The 17,308-nt window shown below is 59.0% G+C and carries 19 protein-coding genes; 11 read left to right on the top strand and 8 right to left on the bottom strand.

Annotation, left to right across the window (positions count from 1 at the left end; all coding sequences use genetic code 11):
* Positions 1–15 precede the first annotated feature (15 nt).
* Entirely contained in the window at positions 16–1,500 is a 1,485-nt protein-coding gene (gene xseA / locus GOW56_RS18990; protein ID WP_171206876.1) for an exodeoxyribonuclease VII large subunit, read from the top strand.
* A gap of 22 nt (positions 1,501–1,522) precedes the next feature.
* Complete coding sequence (locus GOW56_RS22030) at positions 1,523–1,648, top strand: glutathione binding-like protein (RefSeq protein ID WP_367396925.1); 126 nt, start codon at positions 1,523–1,525, stop codon at positions 1,646–1,648.
* 96 nt (positions 1,649–1,744) lie between these two features.
* On the opposite strand, the gene GOW56_RS19000 is transcribed toward GOW56_RS22030, so the two are convergent.
* Positions 1,745–2,125 (bottom strand): hypothetical protein, encoded by a 381-nt coding sequence (locus GOW56_RS19000; protein WP_171206909.1) that lies wholly within the window; start codon positions 2,123–2,125, stop codon positions 1,745–1,747.
* Positions 2,126–2,280: 155 nt separating this feature from the next.
* Between GOW56_RS19000 and GOW56_RS19005 the strand changes: the two genes are divergently transcribed.
* The 5 genes from GOW56_RS19005 (at position 2,281) to GOW56_RS19025 (ending at position 6,517) form a co-directional block, all read left to right on the top strand.
* Positions 2,281–2,919 (top strand): lysoplasmalogenase, encoded by a 639-nt coding sequence (locus tag GOW56_RS19005; RefSeq protein ID WP_171206877.1) that lies wholly within the window; start codon positions 2,281–2,283, stop codon positions 2,917–2,919.
* A 58-nt stretch (positions 2,920–2,977) separates the two neighbouring features.
* Positions 2,978–4,117, top strand: a complete 1,140-nt coding sequence (gene ftsY, locus GOW56_RS19010) for a signal recognition particle-docking protein FtsY (RefSeq protein ID WP_171206878.1) — start codon at positions 2,978–2,980, stop codon at positions 4,115–4,117.
* Between the two features lie 91 nt (positions 4,118–4,208).
* Positions 4,209–5,111, top strand: a complete 903-nt coding sequence (locus GOW56_RS19015) for an EamA family transporter (protein WP_171170590.1) — start codon at positions 4,209–4,211, stop codon at positions 5,109–5,111.
* 16 nt (positions 5,112–5,127) lie between these two features.
* Positions 5,128–5,733, top strand: a complete 606-nt coding sequence (locus tag GOW56_RS19020; RefSeq protein ID WP_152457594.1) for an inner membrane-spanning protein YciB — start codon at positions 5,128–5,130, stop codon at positions 5,731–5,733.
* Positions 5,734–5,848: 115 nt separating this feature from the next.
* A complete protein-coding gene (locus GOW56_RS19025) occupies positions 5,849–6,517 on the top strand; it encodes a Crp/Fnr family transcriptional regulator (RefSeq protein ID WP_152457593.1) in 669 nt (222 codons plus the stop codon).
* 221 nt (positions 6,518–6,738) lie between these two features.
* Here the strand turns inward: GOW56_RS19025 and GOW56_RS19030 are convergent, their stop codons facing one another.
* From GOW56_RS19030 to rpiA, 6 genes are all read right to left on the bottom strand, one after another.
* Entirely contained in the window at positions 6,739–8,253 is a 1,515-nt protein-coding gene (locus GOW56_RS19030) for a Do family serine endopeptidase (protein WP_171206879.1), read from the bottom strand.
* Between the two features lie 110 nt (positions 8,254–8,363).
* Positions 8,364–8,558, bottom strand: coding sequence for a DUF2065 domain-containing protein (locus GOW56_RS19035; RefSeq protein ID WP_152457591.1), 195 nt, complete (start codon positions 8,556–8,558; stop codon positions 8,364–8,366).
* On the bottom strand, positions 8,558–9,454 hold the full coding sequence (hflC, locus tag GOW56_RS19040; protein ID WP_171119562.1) for a protease modulator HflC: 897 nt from the start codon (positions 9,452–9,454) through the stop codon (positions 8,558–8,560). The genes GOW56_RS19035 and hflC overlap by 1 nt, the downstream gene beginning before the upstream one ends.
* Positions 9,454–10,596 carry an FtsH protease activity modulator HflK gene (gene hflK / locus GOW56_RS19045; protein WP_171170586.1) on the bottom strand — a complete coding sequence of 381 codons (1,143 nt, stop codon included), beginning with the start codon at positions 10,594–10,596 and terminating at the stop codon, positions 9,454–9,456. Before hflK ends, hflC begins: the two co-directional genes overlap by 1 nt.
* Positions 10,597–10,668: 72 nt before the next feature.
* Complete coding sequence (gene gor, locus GOW56_RS19050; protein WP_171206880.1) at positions 10,669–12,027, bottom strand: glutathione-disulfide reductase; 1,359 nt, start codon at positions 12,025–12,027, stop codon at positions 10,669–10,671.
* Positions 12,028–12,153: 126 nt separating this feature from the next.
* Positions 12,154–12,942 carry a ribose-5-phosphate isomerase RpiA gene (gene rpiA / locus GOW56_RS19055; RefSeq protein WP_171206881.1) on the bottom strand — a complete coding sequence of 263 codons (789 nt, stop codon included), beginning with the start codon at positions 12,940–12,942 and terminating at the stop codon, positions 12,154–12,156.
* A gap of 167 nt (positions 12,943–13,109) precedes the next feature.
* On the opposite strand from rpiA, the gene GOW56_RS19060 reads away from it, so the two are divergent.
* From GOW56_RS19060 to GOW56_RS19075, 4 genes are read left to right on the top strand one after another with little or no spacing between them, the layout of a single operon-like run.
* Positions 13,110–13,811, top strand: coding sequence for a glutathione S-transferase family protein (locus GOW56_RS19060; RefSeq protein WP_171206882.1), 702 nt, complete (start codon positions 13,110–13,112; stop codon positions 13,809–13,811).
* 1 nt (position 13,812) lies between these two features.
* Positions 13,813–15,186, top strand: coding sequence for an L-serine ammonia-lyase (locus GOW56_RS19065; protein WP_171170577.1), 1,374 nt, complete (start codon positions 13,813–13,815; stop codon positions 15,184–15,186).
* Positions 15,187–15,209: 23 nt separating this feature from the next.
* The gene (locus GOW56_RS19070; protein ID WP_171206883.1) at positions 15,210–15,626 is read left to right on the top strand and encodes a GFA family protein; all 417 of its coding nucleotides are present in this window, start codon (positions 15,210–15,212) and stop codon (positions 15,624–15,626) included.
* A gap of 45 nt (positions 15,627–15,671) precedes the next feature.
* Positions 15,672–16,586 (top strand): DMT family transporter, encoded by a 915-nt coding sequence (locus tag GOW56_RS19075; protein WP_171206884.1) that lies wholly within the window; start codon positions 15,672–15,674, stop codon positions 16,584–16,586.
* Here GOW56_RS19075 and GOW56_RS19080 read toward each other — a convergent pair.
* On the bottom strand, positions 16,531–17,238 hold the full coding sequence (locus tag GOW56_RS19080; protein WP_171206885.1) for a thiamine diphosphokinase: 708 nt from the start codon (positions 17,236–17,238) through the stop codon (positions 16,531–16,533). The two genes, GOW56_RS19075 and GOW56_RS19080, sit on opposite strands and share 56 nt — an antisense overlap.
* Between the last annotated feature and the right edge of the window lie 70 nt (positions 17,239–17,308).

The raw sequence follows: 17,308 nt of genomic DNA on the forward strand, positions 1-17,308 counted from the left end.
AAACAAGGCGCTGAAATGTCCGACCTGCTTGATGACCCGATTCCGGGCCAAAACACCCCTGAATACACAGTGTCCGAAATTTCGGGTGAGGTGAAACGGACGCTCGAAGGCTCATTCGGCCGAATCCGCGTGCGCGGTGAGGTTGGGCGCGTGTTCAAAGCCCGATCCGGGCATCTTTATTACGACATCAAGGACGACCGGAACGTTTTGGCCTGCACCACGTGGAAAGGTCAGATTTCCGGCCTGTCCGTTGTGCCCGAAGAAGGGTTGGAGGTCGTCGTCACCGGCCGCCTTACCGCTTTCGGGGCGCAATCCAAATACAACCTGAACGTCGATGAGGTTTCTGTCGCGGGTCAGGGCGCGCTCATGGCGCTGCTGGAGAAGCGCAAGAAACAACTGGAATCCGAAGGTCTGTTCGCACCTGAACACAAGAAACCCCTGCCGTACCTGCCGCAGATCATTGGCGTTGTGACATCCCCTTCCGGTGCCGTGATCCGCGACATTCTGCATCGGCTCAGGGACAGGTTTCCGCGCAAGGTGCTGATCTGGCCTGTGGCGGTTCAAGGGGCCAACTGCGCGCCCGAGGTCGCCCGCGCCATCGAAGGCTTCAACCAACTGACACCCGGCGGCGCGTTGCCGCGGCCCGACCTGATCATCGTCGCCCGTGGCGGCGGATCGATCGAAGACCTCTGGGGTTTCAATGAAGAGATCGTCGCCCGCGCCGCAGCCGCGTCGGACATACCGTTGATCTCGGCCGTTGGGCATGAAACCGATACCACCCTGATTGATTTCGTGTCGGACCAGCGCGCGCCGACGCCCACCGCGGCCGCCGAACTGGCCGTTCCGGTGCGCATGGAACTGCTTGCCTGGACCGAAGAGCAAGCCGCGCGCCTGTCCCGCGCGGCAACGGATGCCGTTCAACGCCGAACGCAAAGGCTGCGCGATCTGTCCCGCGCCCTGCCGCGCCCGGACAGCCTGTTGAACACACCAAGACAACGCCTTGATTTGATTGCAGATCGCCTCACACCCGCCTTGATCCGAGGGGTGCAGAACCGTCGCCTACAAGTGGTGGAATTGTCTGCTCATCTGCGCCCCTCGACCCTGCGAAGCTTGATATCGACGCGACAGGAATCGCTGCGCAACCTGTCATCGCGCCTGTCCTTGCGACCGATCCAAAGGGAAATCGACCAGCAGCGGCAAAACCTCGATCGTTTGCGCGATCGAATGCACACGGCCCAAACCACGCGACTGGACCGCCTCAAACAGCAACTCGAAGCGACGGACCGCCTGCGCGAGACGCTGAGCTACAAAGCCACTTTGGACCGCGGATACGCAGTCGTCCGGGCCGAAGGGAATGTGATCACCACCAAGGCTCAGGCCGCCAAACAAACGGCGCTCGAGATCGAATTCGCCGATGGTGTTCTCAGCACCGGCCCGGGCGCGAAATCACCCTCGAAGAAACCCAGGCCGGACACCCCGGATCAGGGATCACTGTTCTAAGCCGTGTTGACCATCTGGGGCCGTGACAATCGCCGATGCGCAACTTTCTGAAAACGCTTTCCTGTGCGGTTCCTGCCTGACTTTGGCCGATATCCAGTTGGGACACATACTCTATCGCTACTATGACATCGATATTTCGCGCGCATAACTGCGCAGTTTGCGCCGCTATCATGAAGGGTTGACGGACAGGACAGCTTACCAAACCCATGTCATGATCGATTATGATGAGCTGCGCGCCAACTGATCAAACGCCAACGTCCGGCCCGTAACAAACCATTTCTTCCCCAAGATCCTCGGCCTCATACAGTTCGGTCGCTTGCGGATTGCCTTCGAACTGCGCAATCAAACCGCCACCGGATTGAGTGAAAACCCAGCATTGCGGATCCAGCCTGTCTTCGTAGACAAAGCAGATCTGCTCACCCTGCTGATACCAGATACCTTCCTTGCAATTCCCGTCGAGAAAAGACCAGATCACACGACGGTTCGGAAGATACCGCTCCACCCCGTAAATCTGACCTTCGAACCCGTAAAACAGAGTTTTGCCCTGCGTATACTTGTCGAACTCCGAGCCAGACAAAGGCGTTTGTGCCGCCACGGAATGTGCGGCAAAAGTCGCGAGAATCATCAGGAACCTGAACATGCTTCCATTTTGTCAGAAGCGCTTCGGTCATGCCATTCGCCTGTTGGATCGGGGTCATCACAAGGCGCTTAACTCAACGTAAGCGGTTGATTTCACGCCACGTCCCAGATCAGATTATTCTGAACCGGCGAGGAGATGACATGCCAACCCTACTGTTCTGGATCGCCTTTGGCTGTGCCCTTGGGTACCTGCCGCTGACCTCCCGGCCCGCCGGTTCTTTGCGCACTGCACTGAAAACCGCATCGGTCGCCCTATTGGCGGTCACGGCCATCATGAACGGTGGGCCTTGGCTGTTGGTTCTTGCGCTCGCTCTTTGTGCGACAGGCGACGCGCTGCTGTCGCGCGAAACAGATGCCACCTTCATGACGGGCATCGCCGCATTTGCCGCCGGGCATCTGGCCTATATCGCTCTGTTCCTGACATTGCCGATCAGTTCTGCCGGGCTGATCCTCAGCGCGCCTGCGATTGTATGGTCCTTGATCATTCTGGGCATCATCATGGCCACATTGCTTGCGCCCCGCGCCGGAGACCTGAAGGGGCCCGTTCTGGCCTATATCCCCATCATTCTTGGCATGGGGATCACGGTGCTGGCACTGCCGGATGCCGGTCCCCTTCGGTGGGCCTTTCCCGCCGCAATGGCCTTCATCGCGTCAGATCTGATCCTCGCAACCGAGAAGTTCCTGCTGCCGCCGCACCATCCGGCCCTCAAGGTGACGCCCTATCTTGTATGGCCCCTTTACTGGGGTGCTCAGCTTGGCTTTGTCCTTGCGTTTGCGTGACCCTTTGCAACTGCCGCAAATCCGCATTAGGTGAAGGGAACACCTGTGGAGACCAAGTATGGCGTTTTTCTCAAAGCTAAAGGACAAGCTGTTCAAATCTTCATCTCGTCTTGAAGAAGGGCTGGAAGCCATCGTCGAGGATGGCGGCGAGGAAACGGCGGCACCGGACCCGGTGATCCCCCAGCCGCAGCCGGATCCGCAACCCGTTCCGGAAGTGCCAGAACCTGCCCCGGCCCCGCAACCGGCTGAACCGCCGGCACCGATCCCGGCTGACCCCACGCCTGTCGCTCCGCCGCCGGAAATACCGGAATCCAAGGGTATCCTGAACCGCCTGTTCAATCGAGGCGCCGTCACGGAAATGCGCCGAACCCTGGACGATGACATGCTGGAGCAGCTCGAAGAGCTGCTGATCGCCTCGGACATGGGCGTCGACACGGCCTTGCGTGTCACGTCGAACATGGCCGAGGGCCGCTTTGGCCGCAAACTGTCGACCACAGAGATCAAGCAACTCCTGGCACAAGAAATCGCCCGCGTGATGGAGCCTGTGGCCAAGCCTCTGCCGATCTATCCCAAACGGCCACAAGTGGTGCTGGTCGTCGGCGTCAACGGCTCGGGCAAGACCACGACAATTGGAAAACTGGCCAGCCAGTTCAAAGAGGCCGGCAAAAAGGTCGTCATCGCCGCCGGCGATACCTTCCGCGCCGCGGCCGTGGAACAGTTGCAGGTCTGGGGTGATCGCGCCGGAGTTCCGGTTCTGACCGCCCCCGAAGGCTCGGACCCCGCCAGCCTCGCCTTTGACGCGCTGACCCGTGCACAGGCAGAGGGCGCCGATCTGCTGATGATAGATACGGCGGGCCGCCTGCAAAACCGCACCGACCTGATGGAGGAACTGGCCAAAATCGTCCGCGTCATTCGCAAGGTTGATGACACTGCTCCGCACAACACCTTGCTCGTACTCGACGCCACCACCGGACAGAACGCGCTGAGCCAGGTGGAAACGTTCCGCAAACTGGCGGACGTTTCCGGTCTGGTCATGACCAAGCTGGATGGCACGGCCAAGGGCGGTGTTCTTGTTGCCCTGGCAGACAAATTCGGGTTGCCCATCCACGCGATCGGCGTCGGTGAACAGATCGACGACCTTGCCCCTTTCGACCCCGAAGAATTCGCCGCCGCCCTCACCGGTCTCGACAAAGGCTGATCCCAGGCTTCATCTGGCCCCAAATATCCTCGGGGGGTGTTGGGGGGCAGACAGCCCCCCACCTTCTCCGCTCCGCAAAAGGTCCGCGTATTTGAGCGACTGGCTGATCTCTCTCGAAGGCACCGAAGCCGGACACCAGCTGGCATTGGCGCTGGCTTTGATGGCCGCGTTCCTGCACGCGGTCTTCGGTGCATTGCAAAAAGGCAGGCATGACCCATGGCTGTCCCGCGGCGCGATCGACGCCTGCTATTGCCTCATGGCCGCCCCCTTCGCCTTTTTCGTGGTGCCCTGGCCCGAACCTCATATGTGGCCGATCTTCGCGCTCGTCTGGCTGATCCACATCGCCTACAAGACATTGCAAGCCATGGCATATACCAAAGGCTCTTACACCGTCGTCTATCCGGTGGTGCGCGGGACGGGTCCGCTGTTCACCGTCATCGGTGCCTATCTTCTGTTCGGCGAAACATTCTCGGCCGTTCAATGGCTGGGCGTGGCCACCTTGCTGGCGGGGATATTTGGGTTGGCTGCCTACAACTTCAGGTTCCTGGAAACCAACAGGGATACGCTGGGCATCGCGCTGACACTGGCGATCATCACTGGCCTGTTTGTGGCCCTGTACACCACCTATGATGCCTATGGCATTCGCGCCACCGCCGATCCGTTCACCTTTTTGGCCTGGTTCTTCATGATCGACGGCGCGGCCATGCCGATCTACGCATTTCTCAGGTGGCGCGCGATGGCGCACAGACCTGCGCCTGGCCCGCTGATGTTGCGCGGCCTCGCTGGCGGTATCATCGCCCCTTTGTCCTTCGGGGCGATCATGCTGGCCACCCGGCTGGACAAGGTCGGTGAAGCAGCCGTTCTGCGCGAAACCTCAACAGTCTTCGCTGCGCTGATCGGCTGGCTTGTGCTAAAGGAAACGGTTGGCCCAAGACGCATTGCCCTGATGGCATTGATTGCACTTGGCGCCGTAATAGTTGAAATGGGCGGATAAGCAGCAGGAAGTACAGATGACAGGCAAAAAAGACATCAACCCTTTTCTGAAACAGGTTCTGGAACTTGGCCCCCCGCTGGCCTTCTTCTTCATCTACCTGCGCCTGCGCGACGACAGCTTTCTGATCGGCGGCATCGAGTATTCCGGCTTCATTATCGCCACGATTATCTTTGTCCCCCTGATGCTGGGGGCAATGGGTATCCTATGGTATTTGACCGGCAAACTCAGCCGGATGCAGATCTTCACGGCCATCATGGTGATTTTCTTCGGCGGTCTCACAGCCTGGTTCAACGACGAGCGGTTCTTCAAGATGAAAACCACACTTGTCTATGGTCTGTTTGCCCTGATCCTCGGCATCGGTCTGATGCAAAAGAAATCCTACCTGGCCTATGTTCTGGACGAAATGCTGCCGATGAAACACGAAGGCTGGATGATACTCACGCGCCGTCTGTGTGCTTGTTTCGCCGTTCTGGCCGCCGCAAACGAATTCGTCTGGCGCACCATGTCGACGGATCTGTGGGTCAAGATCGAGACCTTCGGCTTTCCCATCGCGCTGATGGCCTTCCTGATGCTTCAGTTCAGCATTCTGCAACGCTATATGGACGATCCCGAGCAGAAATAGCGGCCTTTACACCCGCCAGACCTGCCAAAACAAACAAAATTCTTGGCTTGAGCGCCCAGCTATGGGAAGTTGTGCCACCACCCACTCTCATACCCTGCCCAAGATCGGTGCATACATGACGGCCTTTCCCACCAGCGGCTTCCTTGCCGAAGCTTCCGACGGGCTCAGAGAAATGCTTTCGGCGCAGGCGACCGAAATATCTCTGTCCCAAGGTGAAATACTTTTTGAACAAGGTGACGAGGGCGACTCTCTCTATGCCATTTTGGAAGGCACGTTAGAGGTTTCCTTTCTGGCAATGAGCGGCCGCAAACTGACACTTACCTTGATGCGCCCCGGCGAAGTCTTCGGTGAAATCGCGTTGTTCGACAATGGTCCGCGTACGGCCACCATTGCGGCGGCCGAAAAGTCGCGTGTACTGCGTGTGCGCCGCAACGACGTTATGAACCAGATCAGGCAACAGCCTGATCTGGCCGTGGATATGATCCGTCTGGCCGGATTGCGGATGCGATGGATGGGATTGCAATTGAACGAGCAGGTCTTTCTGCCCATGCCTATTCGGCTGGCCCGCAAGCTGCTGCACCTGTCCAGTTTACAGGACGACCCGACCGCGCGCATCACCCTGTCGCAGAGCGAACTGGCCGAATTTGTCGGTGCCACACGCGAGGCAGTATCCAAAACCATCTCGATCTGGAAACGCGACAACATGGTCGAAGCCTCTCGAGGTGGTTTGCTGATCCAGGACTTTGAAGCCCTGCGAGAATTGGCTGATTCAGATCTTATTTGATCCGGTGTGATCTGGTTCACAGACCATCGATTACGCTTTGACCTAACGTGAGATTGTTACCGTAGGAGGTCAGAGAATCATCCCCGATATCTGTCCACTGACCTCTCCCTGTATCTGAGCCATACGCAATCACTGCGTATGGCTCATTTTTTTTGCGTGGCGGTGATACCCGGTCTGGCCCGTAATAAAAAAAGGCCGGGAGGGTTTCCCGGCCCGTTCAATCAGTTCTCGAGGCTCAGCGCCACAAAACGCGGATCGCCGCCCCTGCGCACCAACAGCAGCAAAGATTTGCGACCAGCTTCGCGCGATTCTTCCATGCGGGCTTCAAGATCTCCGATGGTTTCCACCTTTTGCTGGCCTGCTTCGGTGATCAGATCACCTGCCCGCATTCCCTTGGCATACGCCTCAGATGCTTCATCGACATCTGTAATCACAAGGCCGTCTGCATCACCATCCAGACCCAAATCTGAACGCAGCGTATCGGTCAGGGGGGAAATCGTCAGGCCCAGAATATCCGCGTTCTCTTCAATCGGAGCTTCCTGCGGTTCCTCCTCGCCAGTGTCAGCGCGTTCTGCATCTTCCCGACGCCCTAGTGTCACAAGTACGGTCTGGGTTCCGCCGTCGCGGTGCACGACCACTCTGACCGACTTGCCAACTTCTGCTTCACCGACCTGACGCACCAGACCTCGCGTGTCTTCCACCTCGACGCCATCAAAGCTGAGGATCACGTCACCCGCCTTCAACCCAGCTTCCTTGGCGGGGCCGTCCGGTACATCGCTGATCAGCGCCCCGCCTGGCTTTTCCAGGCCCATGGCCTCAGCCATGTCCTCGGTTACGTCCTGAATACGGACGCCCAACCACCCGCGGCGGGTCTCGCCATATTTGCGCAGTTGATCCACGACCTTCACGACAACATTCGACGCCATCGAGAAACCAATGCCGATTGAACCGCCGTTGGGCGACAGGATTGCGGTGTTCACTCCGATCACTTCGCCGTCCATGTTGAACAGCGGCCCGCCCGAGTTGCCACGGTTGATCGCCGCGTCCGTTTGAATGTAATCGTCATAGGTTCCGCTCAGCGCTCGGTTGCGGGCTGAAACGATCCCCGCCGATACCGAAAAGCCTTGCCCAAGCGGGTTGCCCATGGCGATAACCCAGTCACCCACACGCGCTACGTCGCTGTCGCCGAATTTCACGTATTTCAGTGGGCCCGAAGCCTCGACCTTGAGCAGCGCGATATCGGTTTTCTCATCCGTTCCGATAACCTTGGCCACCAGCTCTTTCTTGGGTTGCCCATCGCCGGGGAAGAATTCCACAAGGATCTCATCAGCTTCGGCAATCACATGGTTGTTTGTGACGATAAAGCCATCTTCCGAGATCACGAACCCAGATCCCAGCGCGTTACTTCTACGCGGCGCGTTGTCACCGTTGTCACCGTTGCGATCCTGAAACTCGCGAAAGAAATCCTCGAACGGAGAGCCTTCAGGAACAATACCTTGCGGTCCAGTCTGGCCTTCGATCAAAGTGCTGGTGGTAATGTTCACTACTGCCGGGCTGATTTCCTCAGCCAGCGGTGCCAAACTTTCACTTTTGGCCTGCGCTGCAACCGATTGCGCCAGCAACAGCAGTGAACCTGCAAAAGCCAGCCACATCAGCCGCATCCAAACACTCACTTCGTCCCACCGGACGGATACACTGCGCGCTTTCGCCTGCACTTGAGCTCTCCTTGTCGACATTCACGCCAAGACCGCTTGTTCTCGGCCTTTCTTACAAACCAATGTAGTCAGTTTGCCCCCACGAGCAACTCGGGATCGCAGCGAAATCACCAGCAAGTGAAACCACAGCGTCAAAATCCCAATTGTTGCGCGCCCCAAAGCAGGACCAAACCGCTGATCACGCATAGCAATCCGACCAGGCGCCGGGCTTGCTCTGGCATGTCCCGCAAGGCTTCAAGCATCCGCTCTATAAGCGAAGGGGCCAGCGCATAGGCCAGCCCCTCGACAATCAGTACCAGCCCGAAAGCCAGAAGGATCATACCCATTATTCAGACGCCGCAGCCGCCGGTGCTCGCCGTCCGTTTGGCGAAGCGAGGTAGTTGAAAAACTCGGAATCCGGGCTCAGGATCAATGAGCTATTACCACCTTGCAGCGCATTTTCATACGCGGTCAGCGAACGGTAGAACTCGAAGAACTCCGGGTCTGCACCATACGCTTCGGCAAAGATCGCGTTGCGTTCGGCGTCAGCTTCACCGCGGATGATTTCCGCCTCACGACGGGCATCCGAGACCAGTTCGACCACGGTACGGTCTGCCTGCGCGCGAACACGTTGTGCAGCTTCGTTACCGCGGGCGCGCTCGTCGGTCGCCTCACGTTCGCGTTCAGCCTTCATCCGGTCGAATGTTGCCTCGAGGTTCGCCTGCGGCAGGTCGGTCGCTTTCAGGCGCACGTCGATCACGTTGACGCCCAGCGCCCGCGCTTCGGCAATCGCGCTGTTGCGGATGCGCAGCATCAGCGCGGCACGGTCTGAACTGAGGATGTCACGCGAGGAGACCGAACCCAGTACTTCGCGGGTTTCAGCGCGCAGGATACGATCCAGACGGTCTTCGGCGACCGGAATACCACCCACACCAACGGCCTGACGGAACTGTTCCAGATCAGAAATCCGATAGCGGGCGAAGGCATCAACCACCAGTCGGCGATCATCCAGAGGCGTAACCTCCAACGGCTGAACGTCGATGGACAGGATCCGGTCGTCATAGCGGACAACTTCCTGAATCAGCGGGATCTTGAACGCCAGACCCGGCTCTTCCTTGACCGCAACAACGCGGCCAAATTGCAGAACCAACGCGCGCTCACGTTCATCCACGATGAAGATCGAGGACAGTACACCAACAATCGCGATGAAAACGATCGGCAGAATAAAGGTCGCTTTACGCATCAGTTGCTCTCCTGTCCGGAATTGCGGCGCAGTTCGTTCAGCGGCAGGTAAGGTACGACGCCCTGCCCCGATCCGGTCGAGTTTTCGTCCAGAATGATCTTGTCCACGTCACCCAGAACCTGCTCCATCCGCTCCAGGTACAGACGTTTGCGAGTCACATCAGGCGCTTTGGAATATTCTTCCAGAACCGCGCTGAAACGGCTGGCCTCACCCATGGCGCTGTTGATCTGTTGTGCGCGGTAGGCTTCGGCTTCTTCCAGAACCTGGGCAGCTTCACCGCGCGCCTCAGCCAAAACCCGGTTGGCGTAGGCGTCCGCCACGTTCTGCAAGCGGTCACGCTCCTGCGCGGCGGCCTGAACATCGCGGAAGGCGGCGATCACGTCCTGCGGCGGGTCGGCCTTGTCAAAGTTCACGCGGATGATGTTCACACCCGAATCGTAGCTGTCCATCGTCGTCTGGATCAGTTCCTGAAGGCGCTCAGCAATGATGCCGCGATCCCGGTTCAGGATTGGTGCCAGCTCGCTCTGCGCGATAATCTCACGCATCGCCGATTCCGACACGGCACGGATCGTCTGACGCGGATCACGCAGATTGAAAAGGAACTTGGCCGGGTCGTTGATATTCCAGACGACCTGATAATCGATATCGACCACGTTCTCGTCGCCGGTCAGCATGAGGCCATCGTCGCTGCCCCGGGCTCCGCCCATATCTTCGGTCTGTTCGCGGGTGACCGGAATCACCTCGGCAGTGACAAACGGCCATGGCGCGAAGTTCAGACCCGGATTGCCAACCGCAGAAAACTCACCCAGAAACAGCTCAACTGACTGTTCTTCCGGTTTTACAGTATAAAAGCTGGCCAGCCCCCACAAAACGGCAGCCGCCACCAGACCAATCGCAACTGTACCTTTGGTAAAGGCCGGGCCTCCACCGCCCTGACCACCGCTGCCACCACGGCCACCGCCGCCGCGACCGCCCATCAGGACGCGCAGCTGCTCCTGGCCTTTTTTCATCAGCTCGTCGATCTCGGGAATCTGCGGGCCGTCGCCTTCGGGTGGGCGTCGCCCGTCCCCGTTGTTACCCCGATTTCCTCCACCTCCTGAAGAGCCTCCGCCCCCCCAGGGGCCACCGCTGTTGCCCGCCATATGTATCATTTCCTTCGTTTAGGCCCGTGTGATCACGGGCACACTTGTAACTTGTGTGCGCGCGCTTGCAAATCAAGCGGAGCGTACAGGTTGCCGCATTGTCACCAGTTCTTCCGCCATAACGGGATGTACTGCAACCGTGCGATCGAAATCTTCCTTTGTCGCGCCCATCTTTACGGCAATTCCGGCCAGCTGGATCATCTCTCCTGCTCCGGGGGCAACAATATGGCAGCCCAGAACCTTGCGGGTGCCCTGGCTGACGATCAGTTTCATCAGAACGCGTTGCGTGCCACCGGCAAACGCCTTCTGCATCGGTTTGAACGAAGTGGCATACACATCGATCGGTTCCTGGGCCGAGGCTTCTTCCTCGCTCAGGCCGACTGTGCCGAATTCCGGTTGCGTGAAAATGGCGGTTGGGATCAGCGCGTGATCCACAGGGGTCGGGTTGCCTTTGAAGACGGTTTCCACAAAAGCCATACCCTCGCGGATGGCCACGGGTGTCAGGTTGACCCGGTCGGTGACATCGCCAATGGCATAGATCGACGGAACGGCGGTCTGGCTGTATTCATCCACGACGATCTCGCCCTTGCGCCCACGTTCAACGCCCAGCTCTTCCAGCCCGAGGTTATCGGCATTCGGCGCCCGGCCCGTGGCGTACATGACCACGTCAAAACGATCCTCGGTGCCGTCCGTCGCCTTGACACGTATCTGGTCGCCATCTTTGGCCATTTCCAGCACATTGGTGCCCAGCCGTACGTCGATGCCGTTCTGGCGCATCTCTTCGCAGATCAGCCCACGCGCTTCTTCATCAAAGCCACGCAGGATCTGCGCACCGCGATAGAATTGCGTGGTCTTGACGCCCAGACCGTTCATGATCCCGGCAAATTCGCTGGCGATATAACCGCCACCAACAATCAGAATGCTTTCGGGCAGTTTATCCAGATGGAAAATCTCGTTCGACGTGATCGCAAGATCCGATCCCGGGAAATCCGGCACCACCGGTCGACCGCCTGTTGCAATCAAGATGTGTTTGGCAGTTTTCCGGGTGCCATCGGCCAGCTCGACCGTGTGCGCATCCACCAGGCGCGCCCGCTGATCAAAGCTTTCAACGCCGTTGTTTTTCAGGATGCTGCGATAAATCCCTTCCAACCGGTCCAGTTCGGCAACCAGTTTGCCGTGAAACATGTCCCAGTCAAACGCGCCAGACTGAACATCCCAACCATAAGCTTGCGCATCTTTGATCATGCCCGAGTATTCACTGGCAAAGACCATCAGTTTCTTAGGCACGCAGCCCCGGATCACACAGGTGCCGCCATAGCGATCTTCTTCAGCCAGCGCGACCTTTGCACCGGCTTCACCCGCCGCCACGCGTGCCGCCCGGACCCCGCCCGAGCCTCCGCCGATCACAAAAAGATCATAGTCAAAGCTCATGCCGGGTTCCTTCGTTCAACTTGCAAAAATCCTCTGGATATCTGGGCGCGAAAACCCCGGTGCCAACCCCCGGGCGTGGAATTTTCGATCTTTTGCCGACGCTTGTCCGATTGGCTTGCATAAAACTCAGTCCGTTTGGTCGGAAAACAGGTTTTCCCGGGATCCGCTCAGCAGCTGATTCAGTTCCAGGGTACCCGCGTTGATATCCCGCAATTCGACCCGCCCGTCGCCATGGCCGATGATGACCTTGTCACAGATATCGATGAACAGGCCGTTTTCCACCACGCCGGGAACCTGGTTGAGGATCAGGGCCATCTGACGCGGATTGCCGATGCGTTGCAGATGCAGGTCGAGAATGTGGTTGCCCTCATCAGTCACGAACGGGGCCGCGCCATTCATACGCAGCGCCGACGAGGTTCCAAGTACATCCATCGCGTCCAGCGCTTCTTCGATCAGTGTTCGCGTGGTTTGCCAGCCAAATGGAACAACCTCGACCGGCAAGGGGAAAGCACCCAGCGTTTCCACCTCTTTCCCCGCATCTGCGATGACGATCATCTGATCGCTGGCCGTGGCAACGATCTTTTCCTGCAAATGCGCGCCGCCGCCGCCCTTGATCAGGTTCAGGTCGGCGTCGAATTCATCCGCGCCGTCGATGGTCATGTCCAGCCACCCGGCCTGATCCAGAGAAATGACTTCGATCCCGACCTCGCGTGCCAGCTGCGCGGTGCGGGTGGACGTGGGAACGCCCTTGATCCGCAGACCTTCGTCCTGCACCCGTTCGCCCAAACGACGGACCAGCCAGGCCGCAGTGGATCCCGTTCCAAGACCCACGCGCATGCCGTCCTCGACCATCTCGGCGGCACGACATGCGGCCACGTATTTTGCGGTGTCGATGGGCGACAGTTCTCCGGTCATAGCAGCTTTCCCAGTTTGGCCTGCCGGAGTTATAGGGAATGCGCCGCGCGACTGCGACCACATTTTGCGGTTCGGCAAGCGTAAAGATGCCTGAAGACTGCGCGTTTCCTATCGGAAACGTCGCAATCATGTCTTACGCCCTCATCTTTGTCATATAGATTGCCCGCATGTTGACCCGATACCGCCTGCACTACGCCCCTGACAACGCCTCGCTGGTGATCCGGCTGGTGCTGGAAGAAATGGGTGTGCCCTATGAAACTGTGCTGGTCGATCGCCGTCGCAACGAACAGGACAGCGCGGCGTACAGGGCATTGAACCCGAACGGGCTGATCCCGGTGCTTGAAACTCCGCAAGGGCCGATCTTTGAAACGGCGGCAATCCTGCTGTGGCTGTCCGAGCGCCACGGGCAACTGGCCCCGGCGGCAGGCGCCCCCGAACGCGCAGAGTTTTTGAAATGGCTGTTCTTTGCGTCCAACACGCTGCACGCCGATCTGCGCATTCTGTTCTATGCCGAGAAATACATCACCCCACCACAGGCTGATACCCTGCGCGCAGGCATCAGACCCCGTTTGAAGCAGCACCTGCAACTGCTGGACGCGCTGGCAAAACGCGCGCCAGCCTGGTTTTGCGCGGAATGCCCGTCGGTTGTGACCTATTATGTCGCCTGCATGATGCGTTGGATGGCCTTGTATCCGGCCGAGGCAGATCGCAGTTGGTATGCGCTGTCTGACACCCCGGCCCTGCAAACCATCCTGGCACAGCTCGAGACACGCCCCGCCACTCACACGGCCATCGCGGCCGAGGGTCTGGGCCCCGCACCCTACACCTCTCCAATTTACGCCAACCCCTTAGAAGGCTCAGCTACCTGACATGTTCCTCTCTGTCTTCGATATGTTCAAAGTGGGCATCGGCCCGTCCTCCTCCCACACCATGGGCCCCATGGTGGCGGCGGCGCGCTTTCTGGATATGATGCGTGCTTCACCCTTTGAATTTGCGGGTCTGAAGGGCTCGCTGCATGGCTCGCTCGCCTTTACCGGCGTCGGCCATGCGACCGACCGGGCGACCATACTGGGCCTGGCCGGCTTTGTTCCGGACACCTATGACAACGACAAGGCCGAGGCCGCATTGGCGGATATCGCCAAGACGCACACGGTTACCCCCGACGGCCTGCCGACGCTTCAGTTCGATCCCAATACAGACCTGATTTTCGACTATGACACCAACCTGCCGGGACACGCCAACGGGATGATCCTGATGGCCACGGACGCGCAGGGGGACGTGATCCTGCGCCAGGTGTTCTATTCCATCGGTGGTGGTTTTGTCCTGACCGAAGAAGAACTGGCCGAAGGCAAGGCAACGGATGAGGGCGCACCGGTGCCGTTCCCGTTCAAGTCCGCGGCTGAAATGCTGGAGATGGCCAAATCCAGCGGCAAAACCATCGCCGAGATGAAGCGCGCCAATGAGATTGCGCGCGGCTGCGCCGACAGTTTCGCCAAAGGATGCGCCCGTCTGTGGGACGTCATGAATGCCTGTATCGAACGCGGTTTGACGACCGACGGCATTCTGCCCGGCGGGCTGAAAGTGCGACGCAGGGCAAAGGGTATCTATGACGCGCTGATGGCCGAACGCGGCATGAACCTGACCGCGCCGCACACGATCAACGACTGGATGAGTGTCTACGCCATGGCGGTCAACGAAGAAAACGCCGCCGGTGGGCAAGTCGTAACGGCACCGACCAACGGGGCGGCGGGCGTTCTTCCTGCGGTGCTGCGCTATTACCTGGACCACGTTCCCGGTGCCTCGGAGAGCCATATCGAAGATTTCCTTCTGACCGCGGCCGCGATTGGCGGGCTGGTCAAATACAATGCGTCCATCTCGGGGGCCGAAGCGGGGTGTCAGGCCGAGGTCGGCAGCGCATCAGCCATGGCCGCGGCGGGGCTCTGCGCCGTGATGGGCGGTACGCCCGAACAGGTTGAAAACGCCGCCGAGATCGCGTTGGAGCATCATTTGGGCATGACCTGCGATCCCGTCGCCGGGTTGGTTCAGGTGCCCTGTATCGAACGCAACGGGCTGGGGGCCATCAAGGCTGTGTCCGCTGCGTCTTTGTCCCTTCGCGGGGATGGCGAGCATTTCGTGCCGCTGGATGCGGTGATCGAAACGATGCGTCAGACCGGTCATGACATGCACGAAAAATACAAGGAAACCTCGCTTGGTGGATTGGCCGTGAACGTGCCAAACTGCTGAGATCGCAACAAATGGGGGTCGATATGCGTGGACATTGCCTGTGCGGCAGCATCAAGTACGAAATCGACCCTCCTGCCCTGTCCTGCGTCACCTGTCATTGCGACAGCTGCCGACGCCAATGCGCCGCGCCGATGACAACCTATTTCGCGGTTCGTGACGGGCAGTGGCGCTGGATCGGAGAAGAGCCGAAACGCTTCAACTCTTCGCCCGGAGTCGAGCGCAGCTTTTGCCCGGATTGCGGCACGCCAATCTCGTTCCGCTCGGCCAAAATGTCGGATGTGCTGCATCTTTACGTCGCCACTTTGGAGAACCCCGAGGCAATGCAGCCCACATTGCACGTGTCTCATGAAGAAAGGCTGAGCTGGCTGCATCTGGATGACAACCTGCCCACCTGCACCGGGCCGGATTACACAAAGGTTCAACCCCTGCCCGACGCCTGACATTCGACCTTTCCACTGCGCCGCGAAGCAGATAGCGTCGCGCGCATGACTCAGGATCGTCCCGTCTTTGGCATCTTCTTGATGCTCGGTTTTTGCGTGCTTGCACCCTTGGGGGATGCGATGGCAAAGCTGTTGGGCGAAACGACACCGTTGGGTTTGCTGGTTGCAGCCCGGTTCGCGGTACAAGCGCTGATTCTCATCCCGCTGGTGATGATGACAGGCCGGCCCTGGCGGATGCACGGGCGTATCCTGCGCCTGACAGTCATCCGCACGCTGCTGCACATCATCGGCATAACCGCGATGTTCAGTGCGTTGCAGTTCCTACCCCTGGCTGATGCCATCGCCATTGCATTTGTCATGCCGTTCATCATGTTGCTGCTGGGCAGATACGTTCTGGGCGAAGAGGTCGGCGCGCGGCGCCTGGTGGCCTGCATCGTCGGTTTCATCGGCACACTCCTGGTCATACAGCCCAGCTTTGCCGAGGTGGGCTTACCTGCCCTGCTGCCGTTGATCGTTGCCGTGGTCTTTGCCCTGTTCATGCTGGTCACGCGGCAAATCGCCAAGGAAACTGATCCGATTTCCTTGCAGGCGGTGTCTGGTGTCATGGCAACTGTGGGGCTGGTTCCTGTCCTCGTGATCGGAACATCGCTTGGTATCTGGAACCTGTCAGCCGCCTTGCCCGCCCCCGACATGTTTTGGCTGCTGATCGCGATAGGAGTTTTGGGAACTGTCGCACATCTGCTGATGACATGGTCGCTGCGCTATGCACCTTCGGCCACGCTGGCCCCGATGCAATATCTGGAAATCCCTGTGGCGACTCTGATTGGCTGGGCAATCTTCAGCGACCTGCCCGACGGGCTGGCGGCGGTTGGGATCATGATTACCGTCGCCGCCGGTTTGTACGTTATTCTTCGTGAACGGGCCACCGCTCGCTCTGCCCCGACAGAAACACCTGCATAAGCGGATCGAGTGCGGCGCGGGGAACCATCACCAACAGGCCGGGCCCATCCATCTGCAATTCAACATCCGACAGTGCGCGATTGGAGGTGCCCACCTGGTCGTCCGGTTGCAACAGAAGGCCGTCGATGGGCCATTCCAGCCCGGTGCTGCGCCCCGTCACAGGGCGCATTGGAAACAGCGACACCACATCCCCCGGCAAAACCGGCAGCCGCATTTGGCGGGGTGCGTGAAACACCACCTCATGCGCGCCCAGCAGAATGCAGGCCTGTTCCCGACGTCTGACCAGCACGTTCAGAACAGCAAGCTGATGGTCAAGCCGTCCGCCCAGAAAACCGGCCCCCAAAACCAGTGGAGCCTGCACATTGCGCAAGGCCTTGTCGAAATCGGTGCTGTCCTGTTCACGAATGGCAAAAAGCCGATCAGACGGGATATTGGCTTTCGTTGCTTTGTCCAGCGAATCGAAGTCCCCGATGACCGCATCCGGAATCCGGCCTGATTCTGTCAGAACTGCCGCTCCACCATCAGCTGCAACGACAGAGGTGACGCGGTTCAGCACCAAATTCAGGTCCTCGGAACCGACAAAACCACCCCCAAACAACCCGATTGGATCGGCAGAGCGTACAATTGGTTCATTTTTCCAAAGATTGGCCATTTTTCCCGGATTTGGACACATTAAGACCACAAAATGATAGGTTCATGCATAAAGTTCAGAGCCCTCGTGT

The organism is Ruegeria sp. HKCCA0235A (assembly GCF_013033235.1).
Taxonomy (GTDB): domain Bacteria; phylum Pseudomonadota; class Alphaproteobacteria; order Rhodobacterales; family Rhodobacteraceae; genus Ruegeria.

What these genes read in the sequence shown, in the direction of transcription:
- xseA (WP_171206876.1), top strand. Translation starts at nt 16, where the DNA reads ATGTCCGACCTGCTTGATGACCCGATTCCGGGCCAAAACACCCCTGAA.
- GOW56_RS19000 (WP_171206909.1), bottom strand. Translation starts at nt 2,125, where the DNA reads ATGATTCTCGCGACTTTTGCCGCACATTCCGTGGCGGCACAAACGCCT.
- GOW56_RS19005 (WP_171206877.1), top strand. Translation starts at nt 2,281, where the DNA reads ATGCCAACCCTACTGTTCTGGATCGCCTTTGGCTGTGCCCTTGGGTAC.
- ftsY (WP_171206878.1), top strand. Translation starts at nt 2,978, where the DNA reads ATGGCGTTTTTCTCAAAGCTAAAGGACAAGCTGTTCAAATCTTCATCT.
- GOW56_RS19020 (WP_152457594.1), top strand. Translation starts at nt 5,128, where the DNA reads ATGACAGGCAAAAAAGACATCAACCCTTTTCTGAAACAGGTTCTGGAA.
- GOW56_RS19025 (WP_152457593.1), top strand. Translation starts at nt 5,849, where the DNA reads ATGACGGCCTTTCCCACCAGCGGCTTCCTTGCCGAAGCTTCCGACGGG.
- GOW56_RS19030 (WP_171206879.1), bottom strand. Translation starts at nt 8,253, where the DNA reads ATGTCGACAAGGAGAGCTCAAGTGCAGGCGAAAGCGCGCAGTGTATCC.
- GOW56_RS19035 (WP_152457591.1), bottom strand. Translation starts at nt 8,558, where the DNA reads ATGGGTATGATCCTTCTGGCTTTCGGGCTGGTACTGATTGTCGAGGGG.
- hflC (WP_171119562.1), bottom strand. Translation starts at nt 9,454, where the DNA reads ATGCGTAAAGCGACCTTTATTCTGCCGATCGTTTTCATCGCGATTGTT.
- hflK (WP_171170586.1), bottom strand. Translation starts at nt 10,596, where the DNA reads ATGGCGGGCAACAGCGGTGGCCCCTGGGGGGGCGGAGGCTCTTCAGGA.
- gor (WP_171206880.1), bottom strand. Translation starts at nt 12,027, where the DNA reads ATGAGCTTTGACTATGATCTTTTTGTGATCGGCGGAGGCTCGGGCGGG.
- rpiA (WP_171206881.1), bottom strand. Translation starts at nt 12,942, where the DNA reads ATGACCGGAGAACTGTCGCCCATCGACACCGCAAAATACGTGGCCGCA.
- GOW56_RS19060 (WP_171206882.1), top strand. Translation starts at nt 13,110, where the DNA reads ATGTTGACCCGATACCGCCTGCACTACGCCCCTGACAACGCCTCGCTG.
- GOW56_RS19065 (WP_171170577.1), top strand. Translation starts at nt 13,813, where the DNA reads ATGTTCCTCTCTGTCTTCGATATGTTCAAAGTGGGCATCGGCCCGTCC.
- GOW56_RS19070 (WP_171206883.1), top strand. Translation starts at nt 15,210, where the DNA reads ATGCGTGGACATTGCCTGTGCGGCAGCATCAAGTACGAAATCGACCCT.
- GOW56_RS19075 (WP_171206884.1), top strand. Translation starts at nt 15,672, where the DNA reads ATGACTCAGGATCGTCCCGTCTTTGGCATCTTCTTGATGCTCGGTTTT.
- GOW56_RS19080 (WP_171206885.1), bottom strand. Translation starts at nt 17,238, where the DNA reads ATGGCCAATCTTTGGAAAAATGAACCAATTGTACGCTCTGCCGATCCA.